This window comes from Paenibacillus radicis (ex Xue et al. 2023) (assembly GCF_024722015.1).
Classification (GTDB): Bacteria; Bacillota; Bacilli; order Paenibacillales; family NBRC-103111; genus Paenibacillus_S.
Map to the genome: position 1 here is coordinate 181,088 of NZ_JANQBD010000001.1, position 20,127 is coordinate 201,214.

General features: G+C 44.8%; 18 protein-coding genes and 1 riboswitch. Of the genes, 4 read left to right on the top strand and 14 right to left on the bottom strand.

Annotation, left to right across the window (positions count from 1 at the left end; translation table 11 throughout):
* Positions 1-30 precede the first annotated feature (30 nt).
* From NV381_RS00770 to NV381_RS00790, 5 genes are all read right to left on the bottom strand, one after another.
* Positions 31-852, bottom strand: coding sequence for an ABC transporter ATP-binding protein (locus NV381_RS00770; RefSeq protein WP_258211340.1), 822 nt, complete (start codon positions 850-852; stop codon positions 31-33).
* Positions 828-1,565, bottom strand: a complete 738-nt coding sequence (locus NV381_RS00775) for an ABC transporter permease (RefSeq protein WP_258211341.1) — start codon at positions 1,563-1,565, stop codon at positions 828-830. The genes NV381_RS00770 and NV381_RS00775 overlap by 25 nt, the downstream gene beginning before the upstream one ends.
* Before the next feature lie 120 nt (positions 1,566-1,685).
* Positions 1,686-3,146 carry a sulfatase gene (locus NV381_RS00780; RefSeq protein ID WP_258211342.1) on the bottom strand — a complete coding sequence of 487 codons (1,461 nt, stop codon included), beginning with the start codon at positions 3,144-3,146 and terminating at the stop codon, positions 1,686-1,688.
* 1,231 nt (positions 3,147-4,377) lie between these two features.
* On the bottom strand, positions 4,378-5,280 hold the full coding sequence (locus NV381_RS00785) for a transposase (RefSeq protein WP_258211343.1): 903 nt from the start codon (positions 5,278-5,280) through the stop codon (positions 4,378-4,380).
* A gap of 1,015 nt (positions 5,281-6,295) precedes the next feature.
* Positions 6,296-7,087, bottom strand: coding sequence for a helix-turn-helix domain-containing protein (locus tag NV381_RS00790; RefSeq protein WP_258211344.1), 792 nt, complete (start codon positions 7,085-7,087; stop codon positions 6,296-6,298).
* Between the two features lie 119 nt (positions 7,088-7,206).
* On the opposite strand from NV381_RS00790, the gene pyk reads away from it, so the two are divergent.
* Both pyk and NV381_RS00800 read left to right on the top strand, forming a co-directional pair.
* Positions 7,207-8,625 (top strand): pyruvate kinase, encoded by a 1,419-nt coding sequence (gene pyk / locus NV381_RS00795; protein ID WP_258211345.1) that lies wholly within the window; start codon positions 7,207-7,209, stop codon positions 8,623-8,625.
* A gap of 155 nt (positions 8,626-8,780) precedes the next feature.
* Positions 8,781-9,557 carry an EcsC family protein gene (locus tag NV381_RS00800; RefSeq protein ID WP_419182232.1) on the top strand — a complete coding sequence of 259 codons (777 nt, stop codon included), beginning with the start codon at positions 8,781-8,783 and terminating at the stop codon, positions 9,555-9,557.
* 10 nt (positions 9,558-9,567) lie between these two features.
* Here the strand turns inward: NV381_RS00800 and NV381_RS00805 are convergent, their stop codons facing one another.
* The 3 genes from NV381_RS00805 to NV381_RS00815 are packed head-to-tail and all read right to left on the bottom strand — an operon-like array spanning position 9,568 to position 11,900.
* Complete coding sequence (locus NV381_RS00805; RefSeq protein ID WP_258211347.1) at positions 9,568-11,217, bottom strand: b(o/a)3-type cytochrome-c oxidase subunit 1; 1,650 nt, start codon at positions 11,215-11,217, stop codon at positions 9,568-9,570.
* Between the two features lie 19 nt (positions 11,218-11,236).
* Positions 11,237-11,728 carry a cytochrome c oxidase subunit II gene (locus NV381_RS00810; RefSeq protein WP_258211348.1) on the bottom strand — a complete coding sequence of 164 codons (492 nt, stop codon included), beginning with the start codon at positions 11,726-11,728 and terminating at the stop codon, positions 11,237-11,239.
* Between the two features lie 46 nt (positions 11,729-11,774).
* Positions 11,775-11,900, bottom strand: coding sequence for a cytochrome c oxidase subunit 2A (locus NV381_RS00815; protein WP_258211349.1), 126 nt, complete (start codon positions 11,898-11,900; stop codon positions 11,775-11,777).
* Positions 11,901-12,138: 238 nt separating this feature from the next.
* Between NV381_RS00815 and NV381_RS00820 the strand changes: the two genes are divergently transcribed.
* The gene (locus NV381_RS00820; RefSeq protein WP_258211350.1) at positions 12,139-13,041 is read left to right on the top strand and encodes an NAD(P)/FAD-dependent oxidoreductase; all 903 of its coding nucleotides are present in this window, start codon (positions 12,139-12,141) and stop codon (positions 13,039-13,041) included.
* A 205-nt stretch (positions 13,042-13,246) separates the two neighbouring features.
* Here the strand turns inward: NV381_RS00820 and tenA are convergent, their stop codons facing one another.
* The 5 genes from tenA to NV381_RS00845 form a co-directional block, all read right to left on the bottom strand.
* On the bottom strand, positions 13,247-13,915 hold the full coding sequence (gene tenA / locus NV381_RS00825) for a thiaminase II (protein WP_258211351.1): 669 nt from the start codon (positions 13,913-13,915) through the stop codon (positions 13,247-13,249).
* 47 nt (positions 13,916-13,962) lie between these two features.
* Complete coding sequence (locus NV381_RS00830; RefSeq protein ID WP_258211352.1) at positions 13,963-14,760, bottom strand: energy-coupling factor transporter transmembrane component T family protein; 798 nt, start codon at positions 14,758-14,760, stop codon at positions 13,963-13,965.
* 32 nt (positions 14,761-14,792) lie between these two features.
* Positions 14,793-16,361, bottom strand: a complete 1,569-nt coding sequence (locus NV381_RS00835) for an ABC transporter ATP-binding protein (RefSeq protein ID WP_258211353.1) — start codon at positions 16,359-16,361, stop codon at positions 14,793-14,795.
* Positions 16,361-16,948: an ECF transporter S component gene (locus NV381_RS00840; RefSeq protein WP_258211698.1), complete on the bottom strand. Its 588-nt coding sequence runs from the start codon at positions 16,946-16,948 to the stop codon at positions 16,361-16,363. The genes NV381_RS00835 and NV381_RS00840 overlap by 1 nt, the downstream gene beginning before the upstream one ends.
* Before the next feature lie 126 nt (positions 16,949-17,074).
* Positions 17,075-17,179, bottom strand: a riboswitch (TPP riboswitch).
* A 53-nt stretch (positions 17,180-17,232) separates the two neighbouring features.
* On the bottom strand, positions 17,233-18,198 hold the full coding sequence (locus tag NV381_RS00845; RefSeq protein WP_258211354.1) for an acetylxylan esterase: 966 nt from the start codon (positions 18,196-18,198) through the stop codon (positions 17,233-17,235).
* Positions 18,199-18,353: 155 nt separating this feature from the next.
* On the opposite strand from NV381_RS00845, the gene asd reads away from it, so the two are divergent.
* Complete coding sequence (gene asd, locus NV381_RS00850) at positions 18,354-19,136, top strand: archaetidylserine decarboxylase (RefSeq protein ID WP_258211355.1); 783 nt, start codon at positions 18,354-18,356, stop codon at positions 19,134-19,136.
* Positions 19,137-19,242: 106 nt separating this feature from the next.
* On the opposite strand, the gene NV381_RS00855 is transcribed toward asd, so the two are convergent.
* The gene (locus NV381_RS00855; protein ID WP_258211356.1) at positions 19,243-19,983 is read right to left on the bottom strand and encodes a WecB/TagA/CpsF family glycosyltransferase; all 741 of its coding nucleotides are present in this window, start codon (positions 19,981-19,983) and stop codon (positions 19,243-19,245) included.
* Positions 19,984-20,127 lie beyond the last annotated feature (144 nt).

Here is a 20,127-nt window from a genome sequence, read left to right on the forward strand (position 1 = left end):
TAAGAAAACTTGCATCATATGCAGCAACTTTTACTTTTTGACTTCCAAATATTCTTTATATACCTTGGCCCAAATCTCATTTTTGATTTGCACAAATCGTTCATGCAGCTTCGTTTCTTGTGTTCTGGGGTATGGAATATCAACCTCAATGATTTCTTTAATTCTGCCTGGCCTGGCACTCATAATAATAACCTTTTGTGCTAAAATAACGGCTTCTTCCACATCATGCGTAATAAAAAAACATGTCTTTTTCTCTTTTTCCCATGTATGCAACAGTTCCTCCTGAAGCTGTGAGCGGCTTTGTGCATCAAGCGCCCCGAATGGTTCGTCCATTAGCAGCACCTCAGGATTTACTGCGTACGCCCTTGCGATAGCCACCCTCTGCTTCATACCACCGGATAATTCCTTCGGATAGGAATTAGCAAAATCCTTTAAGCCTACCAGTTCCAAATACTTTTCCGCTTTTTCGCGCCGTTCCTTTTTATTTAGACCTCTCAGCTTCAAACCAAATTCTACATTTTTGATAACCGTTTTCCATGGAAACAGAGCGTATTGCTGAAACACCACCCCTCTCTCTTTACCAGGACCCCACACCTCCTGTCCGTCAACTGTCACGCTGCCTGTCGTTGCATCCTCCAATCCAGCGATGATATTCAGCAGCGTCGTCTTCCCGCAGCCGCTCGGACCTACGACACATACAAATTCATTTTGATTGATGGTCAGATTCGTATTTTGTAAAGCAACAACGTCTCCGTTACGGCCCTGGTACACTTTGGTCAAATTGGTTATCTCAATCTTGGGCCGGTCTGTTTCTTGGCTATCTCTAGTTATGACTTCCGCAGTTCCTGCCATCCTGTCAGCTTCCTTTCCAGATAGAGTACACCTTTATCCATGGCAAATCCGATAACACCAATAATAATAATTCCTAATATTACAAGATCCATTCGGAAGTACAAACCCGCTTCCATGATCATATTGCCCAACCCCTTGGAGGCGCCAGTCAATTCAGCCGCAACCAATGTCGTCCATGCGCTCGCCAATCCTAATCTTACGCCAACCAGAATGTAAGGAAATGAAGCGGGAACGACAACCTCCATGAAAATATCTTTATCCGTTGCTCCTAATACCCGAGCTGCTTTAATAAGCGTGGGGTCAACATTTCGCACACCCTGATAAATGGAAATAACCATGACCAGAAAGGTAGCTACAAAAATAACCGAAATTTTTGCTCCCTCCCCAATCCCAAACGCTACAATAACTAACGGAATCAAGGCGATCGGCGGAATTGTACGGAAAAATTGTATCCAGGGTTCAATCAATGCTCGGATCGTAGGATACCAGCCCATTAAAAAAGCAACAGGAATGGCTGCCAGCAATCCTAGCAAGAACCCCCCAAGTACTCTGAAAATACTCGCATAAACATTGCTCCAAAGCCTGCCGCTTTGCAGCTCGCCCATAAAGCTTTTTAACAAAGTTACCGGATTGGATAAAATGCTTCCAACCGAGGGTATCGTTGACAGTAGCCACCAGACGGCTACTCCAATCAATAATGAAAGCATTACCATGATGTTAGGATGCACCCTGGAGGAGAAGGGTACCTTCCTTGTTTTATGCTGCATTACTCTTTTTTGCAAATTTTCCATACTCATGAACCTTTCATAATTTCTTTTTATATTCGATACCATCTACATTCCGTATAAAGAATTGAAATCATTGGATTTTCGATATTTAGCCGCAAGAATACTAGCTTCTTCCTGCCAGCCATCTTGCTGCAGCCGGCGATGCCAATCCTCAACCGTCATGTACTTCCATGGACCGGTTTCGATAACCTTTTGCATCGGATCTACCTTGCTGCCAGGCTTGCCCATTTGCTCTTGCAGCCAGTTAGCCAGACGGTGATCCATCTCTTTGACTATTTCAGGGAAAGCTGCTGCCACATTAACCGTTTGATTCGGGTCCTGCTCCATGTCATAAAGAGAAATTTCTCCAAATTCGAACAATCCCGGATGATACGTACGAATAAAATACCATTTGCTGTCTCGTACAGCTCGCTGGCAAACATACAGAGCATGATCCATAACTAGGTAATCACGTCCTTCCCAATGTCCCCCTTGCAGGGCATTCAAGAACGACTTCCCATCCCAGCCAGTAGGAACTGGCAATCCCACCATATCTGTAATGGTTGCGATTACATCGACGTTATATACAAAGCCATCCACTACCTGTCCAGGCTTAGTCACTCCCGGAACCTTCATTATCAATGGAATATGATGAACGGATTCGGATGCATTCGCATGCTCCATATAAACCCCATGCTCACCCATCGATTCAGCATGGTCCGCACTTATTATAAAGCATACCTCTTCCTCAATCCCCAGCTCACGTAACGTTTCCAGAATTTCTCCTACATGTTTATCCATGTAAGAAATGCCCCCATCATATCCGTTGATCAAATGAGCTAAATCTTGCCGGTTCCGGATCTGCCTCGGCATCGTTTCAGGGAATCGATCCGCCCAGTGCAAGAAGGTAGCGGATCGCGGAAAACTATCTTTCTGTTGATCCTGAATCGTTTGCTCATTCGGAAACTCTTTAACCGGGGAGTCGTTCCATTGATCTGCATATTCCTTTGGATAGGTGTACAAAGTATGAGGATCCCAATACTGAATATGCAGAAAATAGTTGTCTTCTTTGCCGTGTGCCTTTAACCATGGAATTACTGCTGCATTGACCTCATCTGCATTCTCATTCCCTTCCTTCAAAGAATGCGTGTGCAGCTCATTCCATCCGGCAAAATACCACCATGCATGATGTCTATCTCCAAATGATGAAAAGGTAACCGTCTTATACCCCGCATTGCGCAAATGTCTCGTAAAAAAAGGAACCGATGTACTATGTCCATCACCCTCCGGATAATCGAAATCACAACCAGGTCCCCAGTGGGTCAGAGCTCCATGATTGATTCCAAAGCGTCCAGACATAAAGCTTGCTCTGGATGGAACGCATGGCGATGAAGCGCAATAACAACTGTTAAACCGTGCCCCTCCAGCTGCAATATGATCAATGTTTGGCGTCGTATTCCGATCATAACCGTAACAACTCATATGATCGGGGCGCAAAGAATCGATATCAAGATAAATCATTCTCATAATAAACTGCCTCCCGCTTTCACCTATACATTTATTAAGCGCTTTCTTGTCTACGCTTACAAATATAACTATAAATTCACATTGGTGTAAGTAGGAAGTTTTTTCAACCTTTTTAATTTTCAAACAAGAGCAGACGCCCTCCAAATATATTCTTATCTGTCTATATGCTAGTCTGTCTATATGCCAGTCTGTCTATATGCTAGTCTGTCTGTCAGCCATAGCCATTAAGGGGTCGCAAAGGGTCACACGCCATCAATTGCCTTCTTATTGCCGCCTTATGAGCATTATCCCCTTTACTCAGTACAGCTTTATCGAATATCGCCCATATGACATGTTCAGGAATCATCTAAAAACGGGATTAATTTAAAAGAAAACTATCGTATCAAAATAGTTTGATGCGATGTGATTTGAAATGATTTGAAGCGAGGATAACCTGAGGTAATTGCTACCTTTTCAGTTGATTATGAATTATGAATTTAAGGTAGTTTCCGTAATTCCAAACTATTTATGTGCTTGAGAATATTGCTCTGATTTGCGGTGATTTATGGAATTAAGAGAATATACGATTCGTGGTGATTTACGGACTTGGGATAATTGCTATGACTCACGATGTTTTATGGACTCGAGATAATTGCTGCGATTCGAGGTGAAGTATGGACTTGGGATACTGCTATGACTCTATCGGTGTTTTATGGACTTGAGATAATTGCTACGACTCGAGGTGAAGTATGGATTTGGGATAGTTGCTATGACTCGCGGGGATTTATCGACTTGGGATAACTGTTATGACTCTCGCGATGTTTTATAGACTTAGGATTATTGCTATGAGACTTGCGGGGATTTATCAACTTGGGATTATTGCATTTGCTACGATTCCAGGGGATTTACGGACTTGGGATAATTGCTATAACTCTCGCGATGTTTTATAAACTTGAGATTATTGCCATGAGACTTGTGAGGATTTATGGACTTGAGATAATTGCTGCGATTCGAGGTGATTTGTTGAGATATTACTACGATTTTAGATAATTGTGGAATTAAAAGAATTATTACGATTTGAGATATTTTATAACCTGATCGAAGAATGATTTGAAACAATCCAATAAAACGGAATAACGAATTTATTTGAAGTATTTTTCATAGAGTCATTTCTAAAAAAACTCTGTATGAGTATGAAATAATTCATACAGTTAAACAAGAGTTCTAGTACTAATTAAATACTAACTCATGGCTAGGAAGTGGTTGGAAATCGTATTAATTGGGGGTATGTAATCGGCGCAGCAGCAGCACATAGCTGAGTCAAATAGCGAAAGATCGCTCCACCCTGAAAATCAAGATTCAAACGGCAGCAATATTCATTGAGATAGGCCTGTAAATGCTTTGGGCCAATTCCATGATAGGCTGTATTGATCCATTGACCTGCTTTTTTTGCTATGCTCAGCAGCCGCTGAAAACGGCGGGAACTGAATCGAGCGGTAATGCTTTCTAAATCATCGGTTTTCGGCTCAACATACTGTTCGATGAAATGCTGGCTTCCAATGGGCTTTAAGACCTTTCCTTGCAAATGCTCGTCAGGAACTCGTTTAATTTTGACATATACAGGTTCTCCTTCTGCATTTAAGGAAGCACCTACTAAGAGAGGTTGTTCTTGGATGTGGCGGTTAACAGATGGATTATGAGGATGGCCATACGAAGCTGAATTGATCCGAACAATGCCCGACAACATCGTGCCAGCATCCGCCTTGCTCATAGCATAACGAATTTTATGAAGCATAAGCCACGCTGTTTTATAAGTAACACCTATTGCCTCGCTGAGTTGAACAGCATTGATACCGCACGTAGTATGCGAAACAATCAGCAAAGCATGGAACCATTTTCGCAAATCACTCCTGCTTCCCTCAAAAATTGTATTCGCAATAAGAGATTCTTGGTAATGGCAGGAGCTGCATTCGAAAAGCGGCAGCCTACGTGTCGTAATCTTATAAGCATGAAGATGACCGCAGTGGGCACACCGAAATCCATCTGGCCATTTAGCTGCAAATAAAAAATCCGCGCAGGATTCCTCCGAGCTCAATAATTGAAGCTGCTCCTCCGATAACGTCCATTCTGCTGTCTTAGTCCGTTCTTCAGCCATTAATACACCCCGCTGAACATATGAATTTATATGTTATTCCTGCATGATTACGACTAATCACAGTAACTATTTCCGCACCGCGCTCAGTATCTCCTAGCGCAGCACATAGGAATGCGCAGCATGACTGCGGTAGACCACATGTAGATACTTTTTCAAGTAAGCACCTAATGTTCTTTCTGTCCATAAAATAATTTTTATAAAAAGAAGACTCAAATTTAACCTAAGTCAAACAAAAAAACGAACGTACGATCCTATATATAAACATACCAAACATCCGTTCTCTTTTCAATAATTATTATAAATTTTCCTTAATATTTTTCATAACAGGACGCTAAAAGACTTGATTTTCCATCAGATGTAAGCACAAATATATTTAATGTCGAAACACTTGATTACAACTGATCAAATTATGATTTTGTTTTAAAAAATGAACCCTTCCGAAAACGATTTATTGAAACAATCTATGATTTCAGAATGCCAGCCTTCTCTTTAGCAGGTTCAAAAATTAATTCTCTTGTAACAATATTAAATAAAGGACTGTTCCACTAAAAGCTGCCCTTAAATTTCTTGTTTTGGTATGAGAATGACGATAGTCGAAGCAAGACAACAACAGCAATTTGTCACGTGTGGCCGGATTAATCAACTGAGCATAAGGGATAGTATCCATAAAGAACAGCACAGCAGATTACATCGTATCCCAGGATTCGATAAACTGAGCTTAAGGGATAGTATCCATAAGAACATCAACAGCAGATTACATCGCTTCTAGTCAAGATTCGATAAACTGAGCTTAAGGGATAGTATCCATAAGGAACAGTAACAGCAGTTTGCATTGCTTGAAGCAGAGGTTCGATAAACTGAGGTTCATTAGAATCCGTAATAGAAATCTATATTTAGCGTGCAGCATGATTGGATAAACTGAGCTTAAGGGATAATGGCTATAAGCCAAGCCAACAAAACTTAACAAGATAATTAGGAAAAGGACCAATTTAATAAACTTTTCGCTGTTCCTTCGTTAAAGAGAAGGTTGTTCTCTGTATTTTACATAAGCGGCTGGCGGCTGACCGGTTTCTCTTTTGAAGATGCGGTGAAAATACGAGGGGTCACAATAACCTAAATAGTCGGAAATATCGCCAACCGTTCGTTGTGAATGGATGAGCAGGTACACAGCTGTTTTGATACGAAGTGCGTGCACAAATCCCCCTATCGTCTGACCTGTCACCTCACTAAATACAGAAGCTGCATAGTTGGGGCTTTTTCCAATAACTGCGCCTAATTCCTCTTTCGTTACTTTTTCTCGATAATGGTTTTGAATGTAAGCTTTCATGAGCTCGGTATGCTTTTCCTTTGTTGTGGATGGATGACCATCGCTCATTTCCCTGCTCCAGAGCGCTAACACTTCCATAGCCAGTGCACCGCACATTGCTTCTGCAAAAGCAGGCCGTTCAGTCCATTCCTCCAGCATGGTTCTAAATTTGTGCAGCAACAGCTCGTATTTGACCGTTCTCCATTTGTATACTCGGGATTCAGTCAATAAAGGCAGCAATTGCATCAAAGTTCCCTCTTCTACTTGAAAAGAAACCATATATTTTTCGTGGGTTACGGATGGAATACTTTTTCCATAAAAGGAAGTGTGACTCGGGATAAGCAAAAGATCTCCTTTTTCGAGCAGCACTTTTTCCTGTCGTATCCAAAATAAGCATTTGCCATAGTTGACCATGACCAACAACCAGGTAGGCATTCCCTCCTGAAATTCCTCAAACCATTGCATGCTTGTATCTTGACGAACTGATTGTATAAATAACATCTTAATCGCCTCACATTTTAGATACTATTATACAAATACAATACTATTATTCATAGTATTTATGAGTTTTTTTCACTACAATGGGTTTCAGCGAACTACAACTCGAGGAGGAAACCTACATGTTACCAAAAACGAAAATTATGTGCACCATGGGACCCGCTTGCGATTCCGTCGAAATGCTGAAGGAATTGATACGTGCTGGTATGAACTCCGCCCGGATGAACATGGCCCATGGAGATCTGGAAGACCACAAAGGAAGAATACAGCGAGTCCGTCAAGCCGCCTGGGAGCTGGGAGCAACGGTTTCGATTTTATTGGATATTAAAGGCCCTGAAATTCGTACGGGTTTGCTGGAGCAGTCTTCCTACGAGCTTCGTACAGGTGAGCTATTAACATTAACAACCGAACAAATTCAAGGAACCGCTGAGCGTATTTCTGTCTCTTACAAGGAACTCACTCAAGATATCGAGCCAGGATCACGTATTTTGATCGATGACGGTCTGATTGAGCTTATTGTTGAAGCTGTCGAAGGCACTGAGATCCGCTGTAGGATTATCAATGGAGGTATTGTTAAATCCCGAAAGGGTGTTAATCTGCCTGGTGTGAGAACCTCTCTGCCAGGGGTTACCGCAAGAGATGTAGAGCATATTTTATTCGGTATTGAACAGGATATCGATATCATAGCCGCTTCCTTCGTACGTAAAGCAAGCGATATTGTTGAAATCAGACGTTTGCTGGATGAGGGGCAGGCTTCACATATTCAAATCATATCGAAAATTGAAAATCAGGAAGGCGTAGAAAATCTGGACGACATCCTGGAAGTATCGGACGGATTGATGGTTGCTAGAGGCGATCTCGGGGTAGAAATTCCTATTGAAGATGTTCCTATTATTCAAAAGCAAATGATTCAAAAGGGCAATGCAGCCGGTAAGCCAATAATTACGGCTACCCACATGCTGGATTCCATGCAGTACAACCCTCGGCCGACAAGAGCGGAAGCAAGCGACGTAGCGAATGCAGTCTATGATGGTACCGATGTCTTGATGCTATCCGGCGAAACCGCTGCTGGAAAATACCCACTCGAATCAGTGAAAACAATGGCTGCAATAGCTGCCAACATCGAATCGACGCTCTCTTACAAAGAGATGCTTCAGAAAAAAGCTGCCGTACAAAAAAACAACATTACTGAAGTCATAAGCCAAGCTGCGGTCAGTTCCTCCCTTGATTTGGAGGCTGCGGCTATCATTACACCTACTGTAAGTGGGTTTACCCCTCGTATGGTATCCAAATACCGTCCAAAAGCACCCATTATCGCTGTAACTCCTGATGAACGAGTACAGCGCCGTCTCAGCTTGTTTTGGGGTGTTATTCCTATAAAAGGAGCACCCGTTCGATCAACAGATGAAATGTTCGAGTCGGCCATTCAAAGTGCGTTGACAAGCGGACTTGTTAAGCCAGGCGACTTGGCAGTCGTCTCTGCAGGAGTACCGGTTGGACAATCCGGATCTACCAATTTGATCAAAATACAGCATATATAAATACTAGAAAACGGCTTTCGCTGCCTTTTGGACGCGTGAAGCCGTTTTATTATTAAACTCTTTGTTTAAATCATAACCTGCAATATGCAATCATTGCACCCTGACTTTATATTAAGATAGAATTAAAGTGAAACTGTAATTGGAGGCTGAACCCCATCGAAACGAATTGGAGCATTTACGAACATCAAACAGCAAGGATGTTAAAGATTTGGGAAAAAAAATTGTTAAAGCCTCCTGGTTTTCTGGAAAAAACATCAAAAGCCGTGTCTGTTCGTATTAATCAGGTTATACCTGAAAAAGTACATCAGACTATTACAGCAACTGTAAAAGGTATCGTTAAAACTTCTTTGTTCAGCATTGACTATATGCCCAAGAATCCACCGTTGGTCGGAATTTCCTTAGCTATGCGGGATCACAAGGCGGAGGAATTAATCTCCCTATATAAAAAGCTGGCAGCAGCCGAAGGGGCTGGAGCCGGAGCTGGAGGAATCCTGCTAGGTTTGGCCGACTTTCCGATATTAATTGGTATCAAGATGAAGCTTCTCTTTGAATTAGCTCATATTTACGGATATTCGACCCAGGATTACCGCGAGAGGCTATACATTTTGCATGTATTTCAGCTAGCCTTCTCCAGCCAGACAAAAAAGCAAGCCTTGTTCCAGACCATTGTTCAATGGCCTGAAACGGCTCGCTCGCTCCCTCCGGCTGAATCCTATGTAAAGCATATTAATTGGCAGCAGCTTCAGCAGGAATACCGTGATACCATCGACTTTCGCAAGATGCTGCAGCTCGTCCCCGGTATTGGAGCAGTCGTTGGGGCCTGGGCCAACTATGGACTCCTAGATGAGCTAGGCCGTGTTGGCATGAACTGCTACCGTCTACGCTCCCTCCAAGAAACCAGAAGCAATCATAATAACGAAACCTTAGAATAATCAAGTTGAATTACCAGGTCACTATGCCTTTTGCACCCGTACCTGGATTATTCAGCAATTCCATTACCGGAATTGAATAGGCGACTAATATTAAAACTACAAGTACACCTACCCATAGACCCCAGCGCTCAAATAGGGCCGGCGTCTTCTCAGCTGCATCACTAACTTCAGCGATTGGATACTCCGTTTCGCCCTTTGGTGCTTTTAGCAGCATAACCACATTCACAACCATCATAATAACTCCGATGAATAGCACCGTTCCACCAATAGCCATAACTACATGGTATGGCATCCAAAGGATTGGATCCGGGTGATCCTGATACGTTGTATAAGCCGTCCGACGGGGCGAACCAAATAATCCTACCGTGTGCATGGCTCCAGACATGAAGAACATACCCACGAGCCAAGTAATCGTCTGTGCAATGCCCAGCTTATGAAGCAGCGGAGTTAGTACACGTCCAGTCACAGCCGGGATTAACCAATACGTCACCCCAAAAAATGTCAGTGCAACACTCGTAGCTACTGTCAAATGAAAATGCCCTGTCACCCACAATGTATTATGAACGACCATGTTCATTTGATGACTTGCATTGATCAGACCACCAGCTCCAGCGGGAATAAATATGAGCATCCCCATAAATGGGGCAAAAAAACGTACATCGCCCCACGGAAGCTTTTTCACCCATCCAAACAATCCTTTAGCCCCTATGCTGCGTCCATGCATTTCAAAAGTAGCGATCAAAGAGAATGCCGTCATTAAGGATGGAACGACTACCATGAATGTAAGTACAACCTGGACATATTTCCAAACGGAGGATATCCCAGGCTCCGTCAGCTGATGGTGAAATCCTACTGGAATAGAGAATAAAAGCAGTAGGATAAAAGCTAACCGTGCCAAGGCATCGCTGAACATTTTGCCGCCAATCACCTTCGGAATAACCACGTACCAGCAAATGTAGGCGGGCAGCAGCCAGAAATAGACTAACGGGTGTCCAAAATACCAGAATAAAGTACGGCTAAGAGTTACATTAATCGTTTCAACCCAGCCAAACGACCAAGGAATGAGCTGAAACAGTACCTCAATTGCTACTCCAAGCGTCGCGATAAACCACATAAGCATTGTCACCACAGACATAAAAGCGAATAGTGGCGATAGCTTGCCATTATGCGTTTTTTTCCAATACCGGTAATTAATAAATATCCCGAAGCAGCTCATCCAGCTGCCAACTACGATGAAAACCAGACTGACATAAAACCATGGAGAAGCCATCATCGGAGCATAGAAAGTGTATAGAACAGTCGCTTTATTTAGTAAAATAAGGATAGTTGCAATTATTGTACCCAAGGTCATCAAACCGTAACCGAGCCATCCTAATGATCTGGCAACCGGCAGCAATTGCCCGCCCAGCGTCTTAGCCACACCCGAGTAGAGGAATCCGATAATAAAATACGTGGTAAACACAATGGCCATCAATATCCCGTGCGCCGTTAGCAGTTGGTAATAACCGATACCATATGGCAAAGTAATCATGCCCCCGCGCACCAGACCTTGAAGCACTCCTGCGACGCCACCCAGCAGTAACGCAAGGAATGCAAACAAAATATGCGCAAGCACTAGTGCGGAATCTCTACGGTCAAAGCCCTTTAATTGTGTAATCATAGTTTCAGCCTCTCCTTTGTTACTTCACAATAATTAAGGTTTGCATCATTTCATGAGCTGCACCGCAATATTCATTGCACAGGACTAGAAATTCACCTTTCTTCGTAAACTTATAAGTCAGATGATTCACTTCACCAGGGACCACCATCATGTTCACGTTCGTTCCCGGAATTTGAAAGCCGTGCACAACATCCTTGCTTGTAATGTGAAAATGTACGGTAGCGCCAACTGGCACCTCCATTTTGTCCGGACTATAGCCAAAGGCGAATGCCAGCATATAAGCGTCATACTCGTTATCCCCAATTTTCTTCAAGCCCAGTTCGTTAAAGGGAGCCGTTTGATCCACTGTCTCGGGATTCACCGTTTGGCGGGATTGATGCTGCGCGTGATCATGCTCCCCAGGTGTCTGCGCTCCCAGTGCAAATGCACCAACCCCCAGGACGACCAAAAACACTATCAGCATTGTGATGCCGAAGGTTAACCAAATTTTTTCATAGCGATGAATATGCATGAAGCTCCAACCCCTTTGATCTAATGTTTTTTAGCGATATATCGGCCTAGCTTCTAGCAATGAATAATACGAATACACCTACCCAGGTCAATACCAAAAACGCACCTAACAGCATCACCGCTACTAATGTCCCTTTTAATGATGAATCCTCTTGCCTGTGCTGTTCACCCATGGTATCCCACTCCCTTCGGACTTAAACTTATGCCCTTATTTTAGAATTTGAGGGGGACCATCTCTATGATTAAAGTCACATTGAATGTCAAGGAAGAATGAACGTTTTGTGGACACAAACGAACTTGACTGAAGCGGGAATCAGAGCTATTATAGATTCATTAAGTCTTTAATTAGGCGAGAGTGAATGTTCTTAGATTTAAGGACTCTATTAGATCTTTTATTAAGGAGTGGTAGATATGCAGTATGATTGTGCCATCATTGGCGGCGGACCTGCCGGATTAAACGCTGCGCTTGTATTGGGAAGAGCACGCAGAAATATTATTTTATTCGATAATAATAAACCAAGGAATGCGGTCACCCATGAATCTCACGGATTCATCACACGTGACGGAGTAAAGCCAAGTGAGTTTAGAATGATCGCTCACCGGGAAATCAGCAGGTATCCCTCTGCGGAGATTGCAAACCATGAAATTACAGCTGTAAGCAAGGATAACGATATTTTTCAATTGATGACTCGGGAAGGCAGAACAGTTGAGGCCAAAAATATCATACTCGCGACAGGTTTAAAGGAAATTTTACCGGACATAAGCGGCATTCATGATTTCTATGGCACTAGTCTGTTTAGTTGTCCCTATTGTGATGGATGGGAGTTAAGAGACAAGCGGCTTGTTATAATTTCAGAGGGGCAGAACATATTCCATATGGCTAAACTGGTTCATAATTGGAGCCGTGATATCATATTGTGCACAAACGGACAGCAAAATCTTACTTCCGAGCAAAAAGCTAAGCTTCAAAGCAAAAATATTCAAGTGTTCGAGCAGCGAATTTCCGGATTTATTGGACAAAGCGGCCACTTGCAGCAGGTGACATTTGAGGACGGCAGCACCGTTAACAGAGCAGGTGGATTTGTAACTCCTGTATGGGTTCAAGCCGTTTCATTCGGTGAACGTTTGGGCTGCGAAACTAATCAAATGGGCGGATACGTGACGGACTCGTACGGTAAAACAAACATTCATGGGGTGTACGCAGCAGGAGATGCGTCAGTTATCGCACCTGCTCAATTGATCATTGCTGCAGCAGAAGGAAGTCGAGCCGCAATTGGGGTGAACACAGCTTTAACGGAAGCTGAATTTGAGTAGAAGCTTTTGCTGGCGTTTTAGGAACGTGAGTTTTGAAAGGAAAAGAAAAGAGCTTCTATTCGAAGCCCATTCGATTAAGATACATTCGTGTCTTAGCGGTAGCTTTTCTTGCAATATCAGAATTGTTCAGCTCTGCTGAAAACTTATGTGATCTGATATTAAAAAAGCAGCCCTTCAACAGATTGAGGAGCTGCTTCTTATTATATCATTCGTAAATCGGCCATGCCTCTAACTTGTAAGCCATATCCCAAAATTTGTACTCATAATGGCTGCTTATAATAAAATGCTTCTTCATCCGCTCACGGTCTGCTGCCGTAACCTGCTCTGCAATTGTATCCAGACGATCGATTTGCTCCTGTACCAGCTCACGGAACCATTCGCCTCCATAGGCGTTGATCCATTCCTGATAGATCGGTTCGCTAGAAGTAACTCCTTGCAATCGCTCACCAATCTCATAATAAAGCCAATAGCATGGTAAAATGACTGCCACAATATCCCCCAAATGTCCTGCATTAGCAACGCGCAACATGTGAGAAGTATACGCATAAGCCGTAGGTGACGGTTCGAATGCCGCTTTCTCTGCCTCACTGATACCCAAGCGTTTAGCAAAGTTCTCATGTAACGACAGCTCTGCATTGTATGTTCCCTGTACATGAGCAGCCATCCGGTTAGAATCTGACAGATCCGTCGCTTTAGCTGCCCCCAGTGCCTGAACACGTGCAAATTGAGCCAAATAATAAGCGTCATTCAATAAATAATGACGGAATTTAACTAACGGCAGCGTACCGTCGGCAATCCCTTGAACGAATGGATGCTCGAAGCTAGCGTTCCAGCTAGCATCTACGGCTTGACGGAGCTCCTGTGAAAATTTCATAATTGGTTCCTCCTTAATGATTTTACATGAAAGTTTGCTTGGAAGACTTAAATAACCTTATAGCGGACGTCGCCGATATGGAAATAAGGAAAGTGCTGCCCTGCATACATGGCAGCCCAAACCGCTGCTGCCAAATACAGTAGCAGCAGCAAGTCGCGCATCGAGAAGCCGATGCGGTAATAATACGTGCGCCCGCGCGCTGAAGAGAAGCGCTTCGCTTCCATCGCCACGGCGATGCGCTGGGCGCGCCGAATGCTCTGCGCCAGCAGCGGGATCGCGTATAGCCGCAGCGTTTCATAGACGCTGCCGATCCCAACGCGCCGCTTCACGCCGCGCACCTTCAGCGCCATCCGCAGCGTCCGAAACTCATCCGCCATTATCGGCATAAGCCGCAGGGCGGCCATGAAGCTGTAGGCGTATTTGGCCGGCAGCTTGCACTGCTGCATCAAGGAATAGAACATGGCCACCGGCTTGGTAGTGAGCGCAAACATCAGTCCCATCAAGGCCATGTTGATTGTTTTCAAGCCAATATGCATGCCGCGGAAGAAGCTCTCCTCTGTAATATGCACGAGTCCGATATGCAGCCAAGTTGTATCTCCTTTTCCGAACATCATCATGGAAATAGAAGAGGATACAAATAATAGTCCGAAGGGTAGAAACATAAGCAGTAATCGAGGCATCGGATGCCCCGAGAACAATAGAAGCAGCAAGAGCTGGGCCGCAGTAATGTTGATCAATACATTAATATTATCGATTAGCAGCACAATGAAGAACATTCCTATTGATAAGAGCAGCTTCAAGCTCGGATTTACCCTATGCAGCCATGTTTCTTCGAAAGCAAACACGTAACACCTCACCCCGCTTCCTTTTACACCATTTAATGAAGTATTTCAGTCGGCTCCAGATCGCCCATACTCGTATACCCCGCAGCCTTCAAATAGGCATCAGGCTCCATATTTAGGGTCAACACGCCGCTTTCTATAACCCATACTCGCGTGGAAAAATACCGGACGATTTCCATATCATGAGTCACCATAATAATAGAAGCTCCCTGTCTCCGCCAGCCTTCAAGCTTCTCCAGTATGGCAAACGTATTCGCCGCATCCTGCCCGAATGTCGGCTCATCGAGAAGCACTAATCGCTGCCGTTTACTCATCGCTGTAGCTACACTCAATCTCCGCTTCTGTCCTAGCGACAGCTGGTAGGGATGCTGGGCCTTCTTATCTTGAAGGCCAAATTCAATGAGCAGTTCTTCGGTAAGCTTCGCAGCATCGGCCAAGCCATCTCTGCGAAATCCGAAGGCAGCCTCGTCATACACGGAGTTGGTTACGAACTGCATCTCCGGATTTTGAAACACATAGGCGGCATCATCCGCCACATCCTTGAAGCCCTTCACGCTGCGGCCGATTATTTCGTAGCCGCCCGAAGTAGGAAGCAGCTGCATCAGAGACTGCAGCAGAGTACTTTTTCCCGCTCCGTTGCCGCCGATAACGGCCACCCACTCGCCGGCACTCAAGCGAAGATCCGCAACGCGGATCTTCGCTTCCCGGCTGCGAGCCCGGCCGTGATATCCGGCGAAGTCGCGCAGCGACAACAAGCCCTGGCCGGCATCAGCCTGCTCGCCGCCCAGCTGCTTCGCAGCATCGGCCGCTGACTGTTTCACATCGGCGGTCAGCTCGCTTCTATTATTCAGCAGCGCTTGATACACAGGACTCGAGGCGTAATCCTCCCATACGCCAGGATACCAAATTCCATATTGCTGAAGCTCAGCTTTAAATTCAGCAAATATTTGCGTTGGAGAGTCGTCTGCAATTACAACTCCATCACTATTGAATAAAACAACCCGATCGACAAATTCAATCACTTCATCTATTTTATGTTCTACGATGATGACCGTCTTGTCTTTTCCGACTTTTTTGATCGTTTCCCATACCTGCCTGGTTCCTTCAGGGTCCAGCAGCGCCGTAGGCTCATCCAGAAATAAAACCTCCGGCTTCAACGCAAGTATCGAAGCAATTGCCAGCCGCTGCTTCATGCCTTGCGACATCGATTGGATCGGCATATGCAGCTCCTTCAAATCAAGTCCTACTTGATGCAGCCCATCACTAATGCGCTCAGGCATTTCGTCTCTTGGAACTCCCAGATTCTCCAGCACGAATGCCATCTCTTCATCAACAAATGGCATGCAAAATTGAGTGTCCGGATCCTGAAACACATAACCCCAGGATGATGGCACCAGGATGCTGTCATATCGAACCGGGACATCAATCGCTCCCGGAATTAAACCGGTCAGCACCTGAAGCAATGTTGATTTGCCGCATCCGCTTGGTCCGAGCAGCAATACCTTTTGCCCGGATGGGACTGAGAATGATAGCTCATCAAACTGCAGTCCCTGACTTCCTGCGAATTTCAGCCGTAAACCGTTGACCGAGACCCCGATGCTCATTATTTCTTACGCTCCAGTGCGTCATAATCGGCCCGGCTCGCTGGACGAACCAATTGGGTAACGCCAGTTGCTTCCAGCGCTTTAACTAACCAATAAGCGCACAGTCCGGTAATAAAAATTCCGCTAATCAATCGGAATACGAAATACAGCATCAAATTCCAAGTCTGCAAATCAATCAAATATCCTTTGAAGCCGTCAAAAATCAGCGATGCGGCAGCCGCTGCAATGCCGGCCAGACAAGCCGTTGAGGCAGAGAAGCTGCGATACCGAAACAAGAAAAACACCAATTCGGCGCCCAGTCCTTGTGCAATCCCGTAAGTTAGCGCTTCGACTCCAAATTGGGAGCCTGTGAATAATTCTCCTGAAGCAGCGGCTATTTCGGCAAGCAGCGCAACACCGGGTTTGCGAATCAGCAGGAACGCAACCGTCGCTGCCATAAACCATACACCATAGATAAGCTGATCGAGCTGCAGACCGGCCAGCTTAACGACATTGTAGACATCCCCCCACAACCGGTAAATAATGCCAAATACAACTGCAATAACGATTGTGACCAAGATGTCGGTCAATTTTAAACCTTTGGACATGATACGGTTCACCCCTTCTTTATTCCATAATGTTAATCTGTACGGTACCCGATGGCTTTTTTGAATAAACAAAAAAGACCACCTCCGTATTTAGAAGTGGTCTGCATGTTAGAATTCAATACACGCTTCAAACGCTCTCCACTTCCCTACGCTGGCGCAATCCAGATCAGGTTCAGAGGGTCTAGGATCTATTGATCCAATCTCAGCCTCGCGGCTCCCCTAGTGACATTTATCATATTAACATGCCTGTCAAAAAAGTCAACGGTAAAGTTGCAGCTCTTCCCCTACAAATTACCAGCCACAAATCGCATCATTGCTTCCTCATGGAAAGGCAGAGCTTCATGACCGTAATCAGGGTACAGCTTCAGCTCCTTCTCTCCAACCAAATGATTGTATGCGGCAAAGCAGGTCGAAGGCGGACAGACGATATCCTGCAGCGTAATGGCCATCAAGGTTTTCGCCTTGATCCGTGAAGCCATATTCATTCCATCGAAATAGCTAAGGGTGCGGTATACCTGCTCTTCTTTAAGATGCTCGGGGTCAAACCGGCGAAACCAGTTCTTAATTTCCACATAAGGTCCGCCATTGTGCTGCTCCACTGCGCGGCGGAAATGGCATAAATACGGATAATACGGCATCGCCAGCTTCGGCCTGTCATCGAGACCGGCTGCTGCGAGCGCGAGTCCTCCGCCCTGGCTTCCCCCGTATACAGCGATGCGGGATGCATCCACTTCCTGCTGAGAGCATACAAAGTCAATAGCACGAATGCAGTCCAAGTACACCTGCTTGTAATAATAAAGCTTCGGATCAAGAATTCCAAGCGTCATCCAACCCGAAATGCTCCCCTGTGGAAACGATGCTCCAACCGGCGTTAACCCACCCTGACCTCTCGCATCAATAGACAATACAGCTATCCCCATAGAAGCCCAATGCAGCAATTCATGAGGATTTCCACGATTACCATTATATCCATGGTATTTCACAATAACCGGAAGCGATCCTTTTTCATGCTTTCCTGCTGGAATAACGTACCAGCCATGAACAGGCGTGCCATCGGCACCGTCATAAACAACATCGTAGATATGTATGGATTTTAAAGGATGATCCTCAACCAAGTTAGCTTTTGCATTCAGGGGTGCTGCGTTGGAGCTTTCTTTGGCCTCTTCCCAGAAGATATCGAAGTCCGCTTCAAGCGTTAATTCAGGCTTATAATCACGTAGCTGGGATAAGGGCATATCAACATTTGGCATGAATAACAACTCCTTAATAAAATATAAGCTCCCCCCAGGCACAGCAACGAATCGGAAGCTGCGGGGTTGTTTCTTTTTTTCTTGCGTTAGTGCGGGTTATATGTCAAGATATTTGATAAAACAACAATTAAGAAGAAACAGGTGAGCCTAGAGCTATGATGAAATCTTTTTTCCGCTTGTTAACGGAGCTGTCCTCACGTAAATCGATCTCCCAAATAACAGGCGCGTTTGCAAAATCAAGAGCAAGCCGCGGCTTTATTCCGCGTTTTGCCAAAATATACGGTATCCGTTTGGAGGATGCTGAGAAGCAATGGACTGAGTATACATCCTTGAATGATTTTTTTACAAGACGACTGAAGCAAGGACTTCGTTTGATAGACACGGCTCCACAAGCATTGGTCAGCCCGGTAGATGCCATGATTACAGGTATTGGCCATATCTCTGATGGACTTATACTGAATGTCAAAGGCCAGGACTATACCGTGGAGGAGCTGCTTAATTATTCGCCACGCACGGTCAATTACAAGAACGGCTTTTACTTTGTTCTTTATTTAAGCCCCACCGACTATCACCGGATTCACTCGCCAATTGCAGGCGATATTATTGAAAAAGAGCATGTTCCCGGCAAAGTATATCCGGTCAATGAATTCGGCCTTCGCCATATGCGCCGAGTATTGAGCCGCAACGAGCGGTTAATCACTTACATGCAGCATGAAAAAAGCGAGCTTGCCGTAGTAAAGGTCGGCGCGATGAACGTTAGCAGTATTCAGTATGCATCTCCCTTGCCTGCTCATCTTGGCCGTGGTGATGAATTGGCCTTCTTTGAGTTCGGTTCGACTGTCGTATTGCTGCTGGAAACCGATACATTCGAAACCCGCAGCGACCTCCAGGTCGGCAGTAAGGTGAAAATGGGTGAAAAGCTCGGCAGCATGAAATAATGTATTAGCAGGGAAAAAGGAAGTTGCCTCCTGTGTCAGCAGGCGGCGGCTTCCTTTTTCTATTCATCCATAGCCGTTCGGTTGGAGCTGCCGGAAATCCCGCCTTTTATTTGCTTTTGCCGCCTCCAAAAAGGATCTTCAAAGCAAATCTAGGCAACACCAATTGCCTGCGCAGCCGCGAAGGCTGAGATAGCAGCCGGTATAACCATTCCAGGTTCAGCTTCTGCCATGCTACCGGCGCACGTTTAACCTTCCCGGCAAGAACATCAAGGCTTCCACCAATGCCGAAGGCAACCTTTGCCTTAAGATCTTTTTTATACTTATAAATCCATTTCTCCGAATAAGGCGCTCCCATGGCTACCACCAGTATATCGGGCTTAGCAGCACCAATAGAAGCAACGACGCCTGCCTCTTCTTCTTTCCCAAAAAAACCGTTCTGTCTTCCGACTACACGGACGCCAGGATATTGCTCAGCAATCACCTCGGATGCTTTCCGGCTCGTTTCCTCATCGGCCCCCAACAAAAAGATGGAATAGCCTTTTTCATTGCCGGCTTTCAAGAGACCTGTAAAAATGTCGAAGCCTGTTACTCGTTCTTCCAGTGGTTCACCCTGCCATTTCGCAGCTAAAACTATACCAATACCATCCGCCGTTATCATTCCCGATTGGGAAATAATGGTTCGAAGCAATTCATCTTGCTTCGCTACCATTACGATTTCCGGATTTGCAGTAATAAGCTGGAACAGCTTGCCCTCCTGCTTGTCCAGTTGAACAGTAAGCTTCTTTATCGTTTGTTGCAAGTTGAGCTTGGAGAAGGGTACCCCCATTATGGATACGGTTTGCTGCATAATTTTAAGTCACCTTTTCTAAGGATATTATAGATAAACCTCGGCACTGTCTTTCGAGCAAGTGCGATTCAAATGAATAGCCTACCTTATGTTTTTATCACTTGGCGGGAAAAATTACAACCATATACATTAGGTCCACAACAA

Excerpts from the sequence above, each read along its gene's own strand:
- NV381_RS00770 (WP_258211340.1), bottom strand. The coding sequence starts at position 852 with ATGGCAGGAACTGCGGAAGTCATAACTAGAGATAGCCAAGAAACAGAC.
- NV381_RS00775 (WP_258211341.1), bottom strand. The coding sequence starts at position 1,565 with ATGGTAATGCTTTCATTATTGATTGGAGTAGCCGTCTGGTGGCTACTG.
- NV381_RS00780 (WP_258211342.1), bottom strand. The coding sequence starts at position 3,146 with ATGAGAATGATTTATCTTGATATCGATTCTTTGCGCCCCGATCATATG.
- NV381_RS00785 (WP_258211343.1), bottom strand. The coding sequence starts at position 5,280 with ATGGCTGAAGAACGGACTAAGACAGCAGAATGGACGTTATCGGAGGAG.
- NV381_RS00790 (WP_258211344.1), bottom strand. The coding sequence starts at position 7,087 with ATGTTATTTATACAATCAGTTCGTCAAGATACAAGCATGCAATGGTTT.
- pyk (WP_258211345.1), top strand. The coding sequence starts at position 7,207 with ATGTTACCAAAAACGAAAATTATGTGCACCATGGGACCCGCTTGCGAT.
- NV381_RS00805 (WP_258211347.1), bottom strand. The coding sequence starts at position 11,217 with ATGATTACACAATTAAAGGGCTTTGACCGTAGAGATTCCGCACTAGTG.
- NV381_RS00810 (WP_258211348.1), bottom strand. The coding sequence starts at position 11,728 with ATGCATATTCATCGCTATGAAAAAATTTGGTTAACCTTCGGCATCACA.
- NV381_RS00815 (WP_258211349.1), bottom strand. The coding sequence starts at position 11,900 with ATGGGTGAACAGCACAGGCAAGAGGATTCATCATTAAAAGGGACATTA.
- NV381_RS00820 (WP_258211350.1), top strand. The coding sequence starts at position 12,139 with ATGCAGTATGATTGTGCCATCATTGGCGGCGGACCTGCCGGATTAAAC.
- tenA (WP_258211351.1), bottom strand. The coding sequence starts at position 13,915 with ATGAAATTTTCACAGGAGCTCCGTCAAGCCGTAGATGCTAGCTGGAAC.
- NV381_RS00835 (WP_258211353.1), bottom strand. The coding sequence starts at position 16,361 with ATGAGCATCGGGGTCTCGGTCAACGGTTTACGGCTGAAATTCGCAGGA.
- NV381_RS00840 (WP_258211698.1), bottom strand. The coding sequence starts at position 16,948 with ATGTCCAAAGGTTTAAAATTGACCGACATCTTGGTCACAATCGTTATT.
- NV381_RS00845 (WP_258211354.1), bottom strand. The coding sequence starts at position 18,198 with ATGCCAAATGTTGATATGCCCTTATCCCAGCTACGTGATTATAAGCCT.
- asd (WP_258211355.1), top strand. The coding sequence starts at position 18,354 with ATGATGAAATCTTTTTTCCGCTTGTTAACGGAGCTGTCCTCACGTAAA.
- NV381_RS00855 (WP_258211356.1), bottom strand. The coding sequence starts at position 19,983 with ATGCAGCAAACCGTATCCATAATGGGGGTACCCTTCTCCAAGCTCAAC.